Raw genomic sequence first — 14,230 nt, forward strand, 5'->3', positions numbered from 1 at the left:
AGCGACGAAGCAATCCACTCTGCGCATTTGCGGCCAGTTGGATTGCTTCGCTTCGCTCGCAATGACGGCCGAACGCAGGCAGCATCCAAGCATGGCAAAAGCAACGACGCAGATAGGTCATTCCCCCTCCGCCGATGACAGAGCGGCGGCGCTCGCCCTCACCCCCGTTTCACGTGAAACGGAGGCGCGGCTTGATCGCTACGTCAGCCTCCTGGTGGAGTGGCAGGCCAAGACCAATCTCGTCGCGCCCTCGACCCTCCCGCATCTCTGGACTCGACACATCTCCGATTCGCTGCAGCTCCTGGACCTGGCCCCGACGGCGAAGATCTGGGTCGATCTCGGCAGTGGTGGCGGCTTTCCGGGTGTGGTTCTCGCCTGCGCATTGGCTGAGACGCCAGGCGCCAATGTCCATTTGGTCGAACGTAACGCCAAGAAGGCGGCCTTTCTGCGCGAAGCGGTGCGCGTAACTTCCGCAGCAGCGACCGTGCATTTGGCGGGAATCGGGGATATTGTGGATAGAATTGGCGGTCGCGTCGATTGCGTCACTGCGCGGGCGCTGGCTCCGTTACATCAGCTTGTCGGTTTCGCGGAGCCGTTTGTGAGCAGTGGCGCAAAAGCGTTGTTTCTCAAAGGCCAAGATGTAGAGGCTGAATTGACCGAAGCCACTAAATATTGGAATATTAAACCGCGACTCCATTCCAGCCGCACGGGCGGGCACGGCTGGATCGTCGAACTCGATCGGATCGAGCGGCGCAACCCCTCCGCGATCACATATGGCGATCGGGCATGAACGAATTAGATGAACTATATCAAGAGGATAGGGATCCCACTCCACCGCCTCATCCACGCATCCTGTCGCTGGCCAACCAGAAGGGCGGCGTCGGCAAGACTACTACGGCGATCAATCTGGGCACGGCACTCGCCGCGATTGGGGAGCGCGTGCTGATCGTCGATCTCGATCCGCAGGGCAATGCCTCGACCGGTCTCGGCATCGATCGCCGCAGCCGCAACTGCTCGACCTACGATGTGCTGATCGGCGAAGCGCCGTTGCGCGAGGCGGTGGTTGCCACCGCGGTGCCGCGGCTGCACATCGCCTCCTCGACCATGGATCTGTCGGGCCTCGAGCTTGAACTCGGAACGACACCCGGCCGCGCCTTCCGCCTGCGCGACGCGATCGCTGCGCTGAACAAGAACGCGGCGCCGGACACCGACTACACCTATGTGCTGATCGATTGCCCGCCGTCGCTCAACCTTCTCACCGTCAACGCGATGGCGGCGTCCGACGCGATCCTGGTGCCGCTGCAATGCGAGTTCTTCGCGCTCGAAGGTCTGTCGCAATTGCTGCAGACGGTGGAGCAGGTACGCTCGACGCTCAATCCGAACCTGTCGATCCACGGCATTGTGCTGACCATGTTCGACTCCCGCAATAACCTGTCCAACCAGGTCGTCGCCGACGTGCGGCAGTTCATGGGCGGCAAGGTCTACGACACCATGATCCCGCGCAACGTGCGCATCTCCGAGGCGCCGTCCTACGGCAAGCCGGTGCTGGTCTACGATCTCAAATGTGTCGGCAGCGAAGCCTACCTGAAGCTGGCGACGGAAGTGATCCAGCGCGAGCGCGAGCTGAGGACGCATTAGTCGGGCGTAGGGTGGGCAAAGCGAAGCGTGCCCACCAGCTTTGTTTCGCGGTTGGACCGAGGTGGGCACGGCGCAAGCGCGCCTTTGCCCACTCTACGATCGGACCAACAGAGTCGAATTTCTAGTTCCGGAGTGGCGTAAGTGAATCCTAGGGAGTTGGCGGCGATGGCCGACGAAACGCGTTCGCGACTGGGCCGCGGCCTTGCAAGTCTGATCGGGGACGTCGGCGGCGAGGCCGCGCATGTCGACCGGCCGCGCAATCAGCGCAAGGTGCCGATCGAGTTCCTGAAGCCCAATCCGCGCAACCCGCGCCGGACCTTTTCCGATACCGAGCTCGGTGAGCTCGCGGCCTCCGTCAAGCAGCATGGTGTGATCCAGCCGATCGTGGTGCGGCCGGTGAAGGGCGCGCAGGACCGTTACGAGATCATCGCCGGCGAACGCCGCTGGCGCGCCGCGCAACTCGCCGGCCTGCACGAAGTCCCGATCGTTCCCGTTGACGTCAGCGACTCGGACGCGCTCGAGATCATGATCATCGAGAACGTGCAGCGCGAAGATCTCAACGCGATGGAAGAGGCGCAGGGCTATCACGCGCTGGCCGACGAGTTCAAACGCAGCCAGGAAGACATCGCCAAGGAAGTCGGCAAGAGCCGCAGCCACGTCGCCAACATGATGCGGCTGACGAAACTGCCGGCGGAGGTGCAGGCTTTTATCGCCAACGGCCAATTGACGGCGGGCCACGCCCGCGCCCTGATCGGCGTGCCGGATCCGCTGGCCGCGGCAAAGCGCATCGTCGAGGAGGGCCTCAACGTGCGCCAGACCGAGGCGCTCGCGCATGAAGAAGGCGTGCCAGAACGCAAGCCGCAGAAGGCGCGGAGCAGTGGCGGCGGGAAGGTCAAGGATCCCGACACGATCGCGCTGGAGAAGCGCGTCAGCGACGCACTAGGTCTTGCCGTGACCGTCAACCACCGCGACCCCGGCGGCACCGTCCAGATCAGCTACCGCAACCTCGAACAGCTCGATGAGGTGATGCGACGGCTGGCGAAGGGGAGCTGAATTAATAAAGCCTCTCTCTCCTCGTCATTGCCTGCGACAAACGCGAAGCGTTTGCGCAAGGGAGCGAAGCGACGAAGCAATCCATTCCTCCGCTCGCGGAGCTATGGATTGCTTCGCTTCGCTCGCAATGACGGCTGCTGAAGTACTGTTCGCTTACCCCCGCCGCTTCGCATTGACCGCGATCGAGAGCAGCGTGCGCTGCGCGATCGCGGACGCCAGCGAGGCCTGCTTGCGCATATCCAGCGCGGCGGTTCCGAGCTGATCGATGATCCCAGCCAGCCGCGCCACGCTGAAATTGCGCAGCGCGATTTCGACGGCGCCCTTGCGCGAGAAATGCAGGCGCGGATATCCGCTTTCGAGCAGGGTCGAGACGGGCGTGCCTTCGGCCACCGCGAGCGCCGATTTGTGCAGCCATGCCGCCTGGCGCTGCGCGGCGGAGATGATCACGCCGGGATAGGTGCCGGCGACCATCGCCTTGGCAAACTCGCTTTCGACCAGGTCCGGCTTGCCGGCAAAGGCGCCATCCACGATCGGGTCCAGCTTCAGCTCGGAGGCATCGGAGACGACGGTCATGACATCGTCGAGCGCGATCTCGCCCTTGCCGTGGGAATAGAGCGCCAGCTTGCGAAGCTCGTTGCGCGAGGCCTGGCGGTCGCCGCCGAGCAATGACATCAGCACGGCGCGCGCGTCAGCGGCGATCCGTAAATTGGAAGTCCGTAGTTCCTCGTCGATCAGCCTGGCAAGGTCGCGCTCGGTGTCGGGATAGCAGGCGATGGCGACCGCGGTCTTGGCGCGCTCGCAGGCCTTGCGCAGCGGCGACTCCGGCCGCAGCTCGCCGGCCTCGATCACGATGCGGCAGTCCTTCACGGCCGAATCGGCCAGCGTATCGACGCCGCTGGCAAAATTGCGGGAGCCGGCGCGCACGCGAATGGCGCGGCGTCCGCCGAACATCGGGATCGTCATGGCCTCGTCGACCAGCCGCGACGGTTCGGCCGACAGTTCGTCGCCGTCCAGCCGCACCAGCGAAAAGGGATCGTTGGGGTCGTCGACGGCGGAGGCGATCAGCGCGTCGGCGCGCTCGCGGACCAGGCCGGCATCCGGACCGTAAAGCAGGATGATGGGGCGGCCGGCATCGGGCCGGGCGAGAAAAGCGTCGATGTCTTTTCCGCGGAGCGCGACCAACGGGATCAGGTGCCGGCGTAGAAGAACGACGCCAGCCGGGTCTGGATGTTTTCCGCGATCTCGTTGGCGGCGCGATCCTCGGCGTCGCGGAAGGCGCGGGCGCGGGCGAAGCGCTGCAACTGGCCGGGAATGTCATAGGACACGCGGGAGAAGGTCGTGCCCGTCATGACCGACTTGTTGGTGGTAAGGTCGATCAGATTGTACTGCGCGTCGATGCCGTAGTTTTCACTCGACGGCAGCGCGGTGGCGGGATCGAGCATCAGCGAGGAACGCGAGGTGGTAAAGCGCAGCACCAGCCGATGGGTCGGCGGCATGCCGGTGGCGTTGCCGTAGAGCTTGAACGCCAGCGCGTTGCGGATCTCCACCTGGATCCGAGCTTCCCGCGACGCGTTGGCCTTTTCAACCGGCGGGATTTCCACGCCCATCAGCTTTTCCCGCAGGCCGGGTTTGCCGTCATTACGTTCGGCATACATCGGCTGGAAACAGCCGGCCGTGAGCGCCGCCAGAGCGGCGACGGCGATGAGCCGAACGGCGATCCGGGTCCTAGCCAACGACATTCACGATCCTCATGGGAACTACGATTACCTTGCGGACGGCCTTGCCGCCGAGAGCGAGTTTTACCGCATCGAGCGCCAAAACGGCAGCCTCAATTTCCGGATTTTGGGCGACCCGTGGCACGGTAACATCACCCCGCTTCTTGCCGTTGACCTGGACCACCAGCGTCACGGTGTCTTCAACCAGCAAATCGCGTTCGATTTGGGGCCAGTTAGCCTCCGAGATCAGCCCGGACTGCCCCAGGACCTGCCAGCACTCCTCGGCCAGATGCGGCATCATCGGCGCGAAAAGCTGAACCAGGATGATTGCGGCTTCCCGAACCGCCCAGGCGGTGTCCGCGGCCGGCTCGCCGTCCTTCCCCAATACCTCGGCCAGCGCGTTGGCGAATTCGCGAATATGCGCGAGGCAGACGTTGAAATGCAGCCGTTCGATCCCGGACGACACCTTGTCCAGCGCGCCATGGGCGGCCTTGCGCAGGTCGAGCGCGTCCGCGCCGAACGCGGCCGGCCGGCCGGCCGGAGCCAACTTGGCGATCTCGGCTGATTCGTTCACTAGCCGCCACAGCCGCTGAACGAAGCGCGAGGCGCCCTGCACCCGCTCGTCGCTCCAGATCACGTCGCGGTCGGGTGGCGAATCCGACAGCATGAACCAGCGCGCGACGTCGGCGCCATAGGTCGCGATGATGTCGTCGGGATCGACAGTGTTCTTCTTCGACTTCGACATCTTCTCGATCGGGCCGACGGTGATGTCTTCGCCGGTTTCAAGGAGGACGGCACGCTTGCCGTTGCCGCCGGCTTCGATCTTCACTTCGGCCGGCGTGACGTAGGATCCATCCGCCTTCTGATAGGTCTCGTGCACCACCATGCCCTGCGTGAACATGCCGGCGAACGGTTCGTCCATGCCGATATGGCCGGTGGCCTTCATCGCGCGGGTGAAGAAGCGGCTGTAGAGCAGATGCAGGATCGCGTGCTCGACGCCGCCGATGTACTGGTCGACCGGCATCATCCGGTTGGCCACCTCGGGCGTGGTCGGCGCCTTCTCGTTCCAGGGATCGGTAAAGCGCGCAAAGTACCAGGACGAATCCACGAAGGTGTCCATGGTGTCGGTTTCACGTTGCGCCTTGCCGCCGCATTTCGGGCAGGTGACGTGCTTCCAGGTCGGGTGATGGTCGAGCGCGTTGCCGGGTCTGTCGAAGGTCGCGTCCTCCGGCAGCGTCACCGGCAGATCGGCGTCGGGCACCGGCACCACGTCGCATTTCGGGCAGTGGATCACCGGGATCGGACAGCCCCAGTAGCGCTGCCGTGAAATGCCCCAGTCGCGCAGGCGGAAGTTCACCTGCCGCTCGCCGACGGGCGCATTGCCGCGCATTTCCTTTTCCAGCCGTTTCGCGATCTCTTCCTTGGCCTGCTCGATGGTCATGCCATCGAGGAAGCGGGAGTTGATCATGCGGCCGTCGCCGTCATAGGCGGTGTCGGTAATGACGAACGTCGTCGGGTCCTGGCCCTCGGGGCAGACCACCGGGACGTTGCCGAGATGGTATTTGTTGACGAAATCGAGGTCGCGCTGGTCGTGCGCCGGGCAGCCGAAGATGGCGCCGGTGCCGTATTCCATCAGCACGAAGTTTGCGACATAGACCGGCAGCTTCCAGTTCGGGTCGAAGGGGTGGACGGCCTTGATGCCGGTGTCAAAACCCTGCTTCTCGGCGGTGTCGATGATTTCCTGCGCGGTGCCGATCTTCTTCACGTCCGCAATGAATTCGGCGAGCTTCGGGTTCTTCGCGGCCGCAGCTATCGCCAGCGGATGGTCGGCCGCGATCGCCATGAATTTGGCGCCGAACAGCGTGTCGGGCCGCGTCGTGAAAATCTTCAGCTCGCTCTCGCCGGCCGGCGTGGTGGCCGGGTCCAGCGCGAAGCGGATCAGCAAGCCTTCCGAACGGCCGATCCAGTTGCGCTGCATCAGCCGCACCTTGTCCGGCCAGCGATCCAACCCGTCCAGTGCTTCCAGCAGTTCCTGCGAGTATTTTGTGATCTTGAAGACCCACTGGCTCATCTCGCGCTGCTCGACGACAGCGCCGGAGCGCCAGCCACGGCCGTCGATCACCTGCTCGTTGGCGAGCACGGTCATGTCGACGGGGTCCCAGTTCAGTTTACGCTTCTCGCGTTCGGCCAGCCCCGCGCGCAGCATGTCCAAAAACATCTTCTGCTGATGCTTGTAGTAGCTGGGGTCGCAGGTCGCGAACTCGCGTGACCAGTCCAGCGACAGCCCGATCGACCGCAGCTGCTTCTTCATCGCGGCGATGTTGTCGTAGGTCCAGGCCTTCGGCGCGACCTTGCGCTCAATCGCGGCATTCTCGGCCGGCAGCCCGAACGCGTCCCAGCCCATCGGGTGCAGCACGTTGAACCCCTTGGCGCGCATGAACCGCGCCAGCACGTCGCCCAGGGTGTAATTGCGGACGTGCCCGATATGGATGCGCCCGGACGGGTAGGGGAACATCTCGAGCACGTAATATTTCGGCCGCGGGTCGTCGTTTTTCGAGGCGAATATCGCCTTTTCGTCCCACTGGCGTTGCCAGCGCGGCTCGGAATCACGGGCGTTGTAACGTTCGGAGGTCATGAAATCGCAGGGCTTTTTGTGGATTCGGGTCCCGTCCAGAGGACGGCGGACTAGGCCACAAAAGCGGCTGCGGGGTCAACGGGTTGGGGAGGTAAGAACGGCCATTTGACCGGAGGCGCGGAGCGTCCGCTCACCCCGCCATCGCCATGCCGGCCTCGTCGACCAGCTTGGCAAAGCCGTGCTCGACGACGGTGTTGCGGCCGCGGTGTTTGGCGGCGTAGAGGGCGGCATCCGCGGCCTCGATCAGCTCGCCGGGGGTTTGGGCGTCGCTCGGAAGCGTTGCGGCCACGCCGACACTGACGGTGACGGTGCGGTGGCTGGAGGTGATGTGCGGCAGGCCGAGGTCTTGCACGGTCGCGCGCACGGTTTCACCGATCTCGAGCGCTCTCTGCGGGCTCGTGTTCGGCAGCAGGAGGCAGAATTCCTCGCCGCCATAGCGCCCGGCAAAGCCCAGCGTGTCGCCGGCAATGCCGGCCAGCGCTTCGCCGATCCGGGTGAGGCAGGCGTCGCCCTCCGGGTGGCCATAGGTGTCGTTGTAAAGCTTGAAGTGGTCGACATCGATCATCAATAGCGACAGCTCGCAATGATACTGCTGCGCCTTCATCCATTCGAAATCGAGCCGGCTCTGGAAGCCGCGGCGGTTGGCGAGGCCCGACAGCATGTCGATCGAGGCCATCACGGTGAGCCGGTCATTGGTGGCGACCAGTTCGCGCTCGCGCTGGCTGAGTTGCGCGGCCATCGCGTTGAAGGCGCGGGCCAGCGGCATGAATTCCAACGGCAGCCGGCTGCGCGCGACGCGGGCCGACCAGTCGCCTTCGCCGAACCGCTTGGCCATGCCGGTCATGAGCTCGATCGGATTGATGATGAGCTTCTCCGCCCCGATCAGCGCGCCGAGCAGCACGAACAGGCAGACGAATCCCAATTGCAGATAGGCGGTGCGGATCTCGCGATTGATTGCGGCCGTCACCTTGGCCTCCTCGACGCTGACGACCAGGCGCGATTGCGTTCCGGGAATGCGCGCGAAACTGATGGCGCGCTTGGAGCCGTCGTTAGCGGTAAAGGAAAGCGAGCCCGTATCGGAGTTGGAGCTGAGCGCCTTGTAGGTGATGGCCGACAGCAGCGGCACGTTGTCGAGCGGCCGGCCGATCATGCTGGCCTGGTCGGGCGGTGCCGCCAGCACGACGCCGGTGCTGTCGATCAACAGAGCTGAAATGCCCGGCCGTCCGCCGAGATTGGCCATGATCTTCGACAGCCAGTCGAGATTGATGCCGGCGACCGCTACCGAATCTTCCTCCGGATTGATCGCGGAGACCGGGTAGGCCGCCATCATCATCGGCCGGTTGTTGGTCTTGCCGAACAGATAGTCGCTGAAAACGAAATCGAGGGTTTCCTGCGCCTTCCTGAAGTAGTCGCGATCGCCGATGTTGAGGCCGACCTGAACGTTCAGCGTGGAACACTGCACCACGCCTTCCTTGCTCACGAGCATGATGCTGCGGATCCAGGGCAGGTTGGCGGGCAGGCTGGCGCGCAGGATCTCGCAACTGCGCCCGATGCCGCTGGAGGCGCGGATATAGGCGGCGGATTTCAGCATCGTCTCGACGGAGGAGATCACCTCGCGCTGGGTCTCGGCGCTGTGGTGGGTGATATTGGCGTACTCTTCCGAAGCTATCGCGATCTGCTTGGCGCGCGTGTCTTCGAGCGAGCGGACGCGCTCCAGCATCAAGGGCGCCACCAGCATCACGGCCAGCATCGCAAGCCGCGCCCGGATTCCCAGAAGCTTCTTGAGTTTGACCCGATTGCGGTTGAAAGTAACGCCAGCCATCCTGCCCCCCTGCCGGAAGGTAGAGCGAAGGTTTCAAAAAGCCTTTCCCGAACTTGGTAAAATTAGAGGAAATGCCGTAAAATTTCCGGCCGGAATCCAGCATGATGCGAGAGAGATGGCGACGCCGCTAACCAAGTCTTTACCAAGCGGTCTGGCTCAGGTGGAGCAGGACATCGCGCGCGCGTGCAAGGAAGCGCGCCGCGAGCGCGCGTCGGTGACGCTGATCGCGGTGTCGAAGACGTTCGACGCCGCGGCCATTTCGCCTGTCATCGATGCCGGGCAGCGCGTGTTCGGCGAAAATCGCGTGCAGGAAGCCAAGGCGAAGTGGCCGGCGCTGGTGTCGGCCTGTCCCGGGATTACGTTGCATCTGATCGGACCGCTGCAATCCAACAAGGCAAAGGAGGCCGTGGCGCTGTTCGACGCTATCCATTCGGTTGACCGTCCCAGCATTTGCGAAGCGTTAGCCAAGGAAATCAATTCCCAGAACAAACGGCCGGAATTGTTCGTTCAACTCAATACCGGCGAGGAGCCGCAGAAGGCCGGTGTCGCGCCCGGCGAGGCCGACGCCTTCATCGCGAGCTGCCGCGACAAATACGGCCTGGTCATTTCCGGCCTGATGTGCATCCCGCCGGTCAACGAGGCGCCGGCGCCGCATTTCGCGTTGACGGCCAAGATCGCCGCGCGCAACGGGCTGAAAAACCTGTCGATGGGCATGAGCGCCGATTTCGCGGTGGCGATCCAGCTCGGCGCCACGCATGTGCGCGTGGGGTCGGCGATTTTCGGACACCGCTGAACGCGCGCTTCACTCGCTTCGCCTCGCTCGCAATGACGGGGGGAGAATCTACTTGAACCCGACCGACACTTTTCCGAGCGAACCGAAATCGGCGGTGCACAAATCACCCGATTGAATCGGCAGCGGTGCGTGGCAGGTGCCGGTCGTGACGACACGGCCGGCCTTCAGCGTCACGCCCAGCTGGCGCAGCTCATTGGCGAGCCAGGTCAGTGCGATCCGGGGATCGCCGAGCACGTTCTTGCCGTGACCGGTGAATTGCTGGCCGCGCATCGTAATGACGGGCCGTTCCTCGATGAGGTTCATCGAACGCCAGTCAGCGGTTGCGGCAGGCCCCAACACGAACAGATGCGCGCAGGCGTTGTCGGCAATGATCTGCGCGGCGCCGGCGCTGACGAAATCGGCAAACCGCGAATCCGGAATCTCGATGGCCGGATGCAGCGTATCGACGGCATCGAGCACCTGCTGCATCGTATAGGGCGTGGTGCGCGCCGGCAGATCGACGCGCATGCGAAAGGCGAATTCCGGTTCGGCGACGCGCATTTCGTTGCCCGCCATCGAAGCCGTTCCGCCGTCGGGGATTACGGTCTCGGCAAGGATGCGCCCGGCCATCGGGCCGTCGACGTTGATGTGCTTTTGGCCGGCCTCGCTGGTGGCCGCGATCTTCCAGCCGAACAAACTATCGGACGAATATTTTTCGATTTGCGCCTGGATCGCATAGGCCTCGATGCGGTCGCGCGGCCGCAGCTGATCGTCGAGGTCGGAGAATTTGGTGCCGGCGCGCCAGTGGTCGTGCAGCGTCTTTGATGCGGCTGCTATCGCGTTCTTGTCGAGCATGTTTGATCCCCCATCAGCCGATCGTGATTTTCGTCTGCGGGCCCATTCGCCGCAACAGCCGCAGCATGGCGGATTTCGTCATTGAAACGCATCCGGCGGTTGGCGAGAAATTGGAGCGCGCCAGATGCAGGAACACGGCGCTGCCGCGGCCGGCAATTCGTGGGCGGGCGTTGTGATCGATCTCGACGATGAAATCGTAGAGGTGGTCCTCGCGGGTCAACCGGTCGCCGGGCTGGTCGCGGACCAGGCGGATCGGCTGATTGTAGTGGCGGTCCCGCGGGTCCTCGCACCAGGCGTCTTCGGGCCGGATCGGCCGGACCGGCAGATAGGTGCGCGGTCGAGGATAGCGGTCGGCGCGCCACCACAATTGCAGCGGACGATACGTGCCCCTCGGGGTGCCGCCGTCGCCCTCCCGTTTGTTGGCGAGGATGCCGCCGCGACCAAGTGCCACCGGTACGGTCCAGCCGTCCGCCGTCAGCCAGCCACGGCGCGGGTCGCCGGCAGCCCTGTGAACCCGAATTGCCGCAAACGGCCGATCACGCGCAGCTGTCTTATAAGTGATTGAAATGGCGTTGCTTTCCATGCCAATGCCCGAATCCTGGGGTTGCCTGTCCGGCCATAACTGCCCTATTTGACGCCATTACAGGACATTCATCCAAACGCGGCTCAAATTTGGGATAGACTTCGGTTCGGCTTGTGAATCTGTAACAATTTCTTACCTCAATGCGAATCAGTGCCTGACGACCCGGCTTGCTAGCGAAGTTTGCCAGCGAATCAGATTGTCATCGACCAAGACCCGGCTTGAGACGCTTCCCCCTGTGTCCGCCGCCTGCCTCAAGAGGATCGTATCCTATGCCTAACGCCCGCAAGATCCTGATCGTGGATGACGACACCGATCTGCGCGACACGCTGGTCGAACAATTATCGCTTCACGAAGAGTTTGAAGCTTCCGCAGTCGATACCGGCGCCAAGGGCGTCAGCGCCGCCAAGGCCAACTCGCCCGATCTGGTGCTGATGGATGTCGGCTTGCCGGATACCGACGGAAGGGAAGTCGTGCGCAGCCTCCGCAAGGGCGGCTTCAAGGCGCCGATCATCATGCTGACCGGCCACGACACCGATTCGGATACCATTTTGGGGCTCGAATCAGGCGCCAATGATTACGTCGCAAAACCGTTCCGGTTCGCCGTCCTGCTCGCCCGGATCAGGGCGCAGCTCCGCCAGCATGAGGCCAGCGAGGACGCGGTGTTTTCCGTCGGCCCCTACAGCTTTAGGCCGGGCTCCAAGATGCTGACCGCCGCCAATGCCAGAAAAGTGCGGCTGACCGAGAAGGAAACCGCGATCCTGCGTTTCCTGTATCGGGCCGGCCAGTTGCCGGTGTCGCGGGAGACGCTGTTGCAGGAAGTCTGGGGCTACAATTCGGGCGTTACCACGCACACGCTGGAAACCCATATCTACCGTCTCAGGCAGAAGATCGAGAAGGATGCGGCCAATCCGGAAATCCTGGTGACGGAAGCCGGTGGCTACAAGCTGGTGCCGTGATACGATTCGCAGCCACGATTCGTAATTTTTGCGCATCCCGGTCACAGGTCCATGTCGATCGAAGATGATGTAGCCCTGCTTGAGCGGGTCCCGACATTGCGCCTGTTGGGAACGACCGCTCTGCGCATGCTGGCGATCGGCTCGGAGCAGCGCGATTTCTCGCCCGGCGATTATCTGTTCAACGCCGGTGACGATGCGGATGCCGGCTATATCGTCCAGCGCGGCGCGATCCGCGTCGAGGATGGCGGCGCCGAAGTCGTTGCGGGCCCCGGTGCCCTGATCGGCGAACTGGCGCTGATCGTTGCGATGAAGCGGCCGTCCAGCGCGGTCGCGCTTGATCATTCCTCGGTCATCCGGGTGGCGCGCAGCCTGTTTCAACGCGTGCTCGAAAGCGATCCCGGCGCCGCGCGCCGCCTGCGCGACGAACTCGCCACCCGCACCAGCCAGCTCGCCAGCGATATTTTGATGGCCGGCGCAAAGCTGAGTATCTGATCGCTATACTTCCAGCGTCACCGTCACCGGCACGTGGTCGGACGGGCGCTCCCAGCCGCGGGCGTCGCGGGTAATCTTGAAATCGCTGACACCGTCTTTTAGCGCGCGCGAGACCCAGATGTGGTCGAGCCGCCGGCCGCGGTCGCCCACCGTCCAGTCGGCGGCGCGGTAGCTCCACCAAGTATAGACCTTTTCCGACAGCGGGATCCGCTCGCGCGCGACGTCGAACCATTCGCCATGGGCCTGCGCCGCCAAGAGCTTCTCGCATTCGATCGGCGTGTGCGAAACGACCTTCAAAAGCTGTTTGTGCGACCACACGTCGTTCTCATGCGGAGCGACATTGAGGTCGCCGACCAGGATATGCCGGTCGCCGCCGCGCGGATGCAGCGGTTCGCACGCCTTCATCTCGTCGAGAAATTTCAGCTTGTGATCGAACTTCGGATTGAGCGCGGGATCGGGAATATCGCCGCCGGCCGGAACGTAGAAATTATGCAGCACGAGCGGCTTTGCAAGCTGCGCCTTCTCGCCGAACGCCACCGAGATGTGGCGCGAATCGATCTTGTCGCAGAAGGTTCTGACATCGGTGGTCTCGAACGGCAGTTTCGAGACGATGGCAACGCCGTGATAACCCTTCTGCCCGTTCAGCGCGACATGCTCATAGCCGAGGCGCTTGAATCGCTTCAACGGGAAAGCGTCGTCGATGCATTTTGTTTCCTGCAGGCACAGCACGTCCGGCCGCGCCGATTTGAGGAATTTGGCGACGATGTCGATGCGCAGGCGCACCGAATTGATATTCCACGTTGTCAGGGAAAAACGCATGAGGTCCGTGTATTACCACGGTTCCCGACGCGGATTTCCGTCTCTCCACAGAAAGAATGGAGAAGGCGCGCCGCTCAGTTCGCCGGTGTAGTGTAGTTGGTGAAGTCGATCTTGAAGATGCCGGGGTCGACCTTCTTGGTCGAGTCCAGATTGTAGACCGCAACCGTGGTGTCGTAGCCCTGCGGGTCGGTCACCGTCCATTGTTTGAGCTGGCCGTCCTTGGTGCCGACCATCAGCATCAGCCGGCTGGTGCCGATCAGGGCCTGCTTCTCCTCGATGGTGACGCTGATGTAGACGTCATCGGCCATGACGTTGACGACATTGGTGTCCTTCAGCAGATCGATCCGGTCCGACAGCAGGAAGCGCAGCGGCGTTTGCGACAGCGGATAGATGTCCTGGGTCGCAAGCTTCGTATCCCGCACCGCCAGCGACGAGCCGTCGGCGATGATCGCGATCGGGCTGGGCGCATCGTACTCGAAACGCACCTTGCCCGGCTTCTGGATGTAGAAATCGCCCTTGGTCTTGCTGCCGTCGGGGCCGACCTGGACGAAATTTCCGACCAGCGTCTGCAGCGAGGACAGGTAGGAACTGACCCGGGCAGCCTGCGCCTTCTGGTTGGCGTCGAAGGTAGCAAAAATATTGGCCGGGACATTGCGGTGCGGGTCGGGAATCACCGGGTTTGGCGGCGCCTGGGTAGCGCCGGTGGTCATCGGCGCCCTGTCCTGCGCGCTCATCTGCACGCCGCCGTCGCGGGCCTTGGGCGCGGGCTTCGGAACCGGGACGGTCTGCGAGAGAGCCTGCGTCGCGAAGCCTGCGATGGATGTGGCGATCAAAAGGGCCAGTCCGGAGCGCAGCCCGCGATGGGTGGGTTGTTGTGTCATCAGGTATTT

The 14,230-nt window shown here is 63.4% G+C and carries 14 protein-coding genes; 6 read left to right on the plus strand and 8 right to left on the minus strand.

All coding sequences use genetic code 11. From position 1 onward, the window contains the following. Nucleotides 1-91 precede the first annotated feature (91 nt). The 3 genes from rsmG to JQ624_RS02610 all read left to right on the plus strand — a co-directional run bounded on the left by rsmG (nt 92) and on the right by JQ624_RS02610 (nt 2,691). Nucleotides 92-790 carry a 16S rRNA (guanine(527)-N(7))-methyltransferase RsmG gene (gene rsmG / locus JQ624_RS02600; RefSeq protein ID WP_212417249.1) on the plus strand — a complete coding sequence of 233 codons (699 nt, stop codon included), beginning with the start codon at nt 92-94 and terminating at the stop codon, nt 788-790. Then, nucleotides 787-1,638 (plus strand): ParA family protein, encoded by an 852-nt coding sequence (locus JQ624_RS02605; RefSeq protein WP_212417250.1) that lies wholly within the window; start codon nt 787-789, stop codon nt 1,636-1,638. The genes rsmG and JQ624_RS02605 overlap by 4 nt, the downstream gene beginning before the upstream one ends. Before the next feature lie 165 nt (nt 1,639-1,803). After that, nucleotides 1,804-2,691 (plus strand): ParB/RepB/Spo0J family partition protein, encoded by an 888-nt coding sequence (locus tag JQ624_RS02610; protein ID WP_212417251.1) that lies wholly within the window; start codon nt 1,804-1,806, stop codon nt 2,689-2,691. Between the two features lie 153 nt (nt 2,692-2,844). Here JQ624_RS02610 and holA read toward each other — a convergent pair whose 3' ends face one another. The 4 genes from holA to JQ624_RS02630 form a co-directional block, all read right to left on the minus strand. After that, a complete protein-coding gene (gene holA / locus JQ624_RS02615; RefSeq protein ID WP_212417252.1) occupies nt 2,845-3,873 on the minus strand; it encodes a DNA polymerase III subunit delta in 1,029 nt (342 codons plus the stop codon). 5 nt (nt 3,874-3,878) lie between these two features. After that, entirely contained in the window at nt 3,879-4,430 is a 552-nt protein-coding gene (gene lptE / locus JQ624_RS02620) for an LPS assembly lipoprotein LptE (RefSeq protein ID WP_212417253.1), read from the minus strand. Continuing rightward, a complete protein-coding gene (gene leuS / locus JQ624_RS02625) occupies nt 4,417-7,041 on the minus strand; it encodes a leucine--tRNA ligase (protein ID WP_212417254.1) in 2,625 nt (874 codons plus the stop codon). The genes lptE and leuS overlap by 14 nt, the downstream gene beginning before the upstream one ends. 130 nt (nt 7,042-7,171) lie before the next feature. After that, the gene (locus JQ624_RS02630; RefSeq protein WP_212417255.1) at nt 7,172-8,863 is read right to left on the minus strand and encodes a diguanylate cyclase domain-containing protein; all 1,692 of its coding nucleotides are present in this window, start codon (nt 8,861-8,863) and stop codon (nt 7,172-7,174) included. 115 nt (nt 8,864-8,978) lie between these two features. On the opposite strand from JQ624_RS02630, the gene JQ624_RS02635 reads away from it, so the two are divergent. Further along, on the plus strand, nt 8,979-9,656 hold the full coding sequence (locus tag JQ624_RS02635; protein ID WP_212417256.1) for a YggS family pyridoxal phosphate-dependent enzyme: 678 nt from the start codon (nt 8,979-8,981) through the stop codon (nt 9,654-9,656). 48 nt (nt 9,657-9,704) lie between these two features. Here JQ624_RS02635 and JQ624_RS02640 read toward each other — a convergent pair whose 3' ends face one another. Then, nucleotides 9,705-10,490: a 2-keto-4-pentenoate hydratase gene (locus JQ624_RS02640; RefSeq protein WP_212417257.1), complete on the minus strand. Its 786-nt coding sequence runs from the start codon at nt 10,488-10,490 to the stop codon at nt 9,705-9,707. A gap of 13 nt (nt 10,491-10,503) precedes the next feature. Then, entirely contained in the window at nt 10,504-11,073 is a 570-nt protein-coding gene (locus JQ624_RS02645; RefSeq protein WP_212417258.1) for a L,D-transpeptidase, read from the minus strand. A gap of 269 nt (nt 11,074-11,342) precedes the next feature. Between JQ624_RS02645 and JQ624_RS02650 the strand changes: the two genes are divergently transcribed. Beyond that, nucleotides 11,343-12,029, plus strand: a complete 687-nt coding sequence (locus tag JQ624_RS02650) for a response regulator transcription factor (RefSeq protein ID WP_212417259.1) — start codon at nt 11,343-11,345, stop codon at nt 12,027-12,029. Nucleotides 12,030-12,080: 51 nt separating this feature from the next. Continuing rightward, complete coding sequence (locus tag JQ624_RS02655; protein ID WP_212417260.1) at nt 12,081-12,521, plus strand: cyclic nucleotide-binding domain-containing protein; 441 nt, start codon at nt 12,081-12,083, stop codon at nt 12,519-12,521. Between the two features lie 3 nt (nt 12,522-12,524). Here the strand turns inward: JQ624_RS02655 and JQ624_RS02660 are convergent, their stop codons facing one another. Further along, complete coding sequence (locus JQ624_RS02660; protein ID WP_212417261.1) at nt 12,525-13,340, minus strand: exodeoxyribonuclease III; 816 nt, start codon at nt 13,338-13,340, stop codon at nt 12,525-12,527. A 74-nt stretch (nt 13,341-13,414) separates the two neighbouring features. Then, nucleotides 13,415-14,221, minus strand: a complete 807-nt coding sequence (locus JQ624_RS02665) for an outer membrane lipoprotein carrier protein LolA (protein ID WP_212417262.1) — start codon at nt 14,219-14,221, stop codon at nt 13,415-13,417. Nucleotides 14,222-14,230: the final 9 nt, after the last annotated feature.

Source organism: Bradyrhizobium sp. AUGA SZCCT0283, from assembly GCF_018130385.1.
Classification (GTDB): Bacteria; Pseudomonadota; Alphaproteobacteria; order Rhizobiales; family Xanthobacteraceae; genus Bradyrhizobium.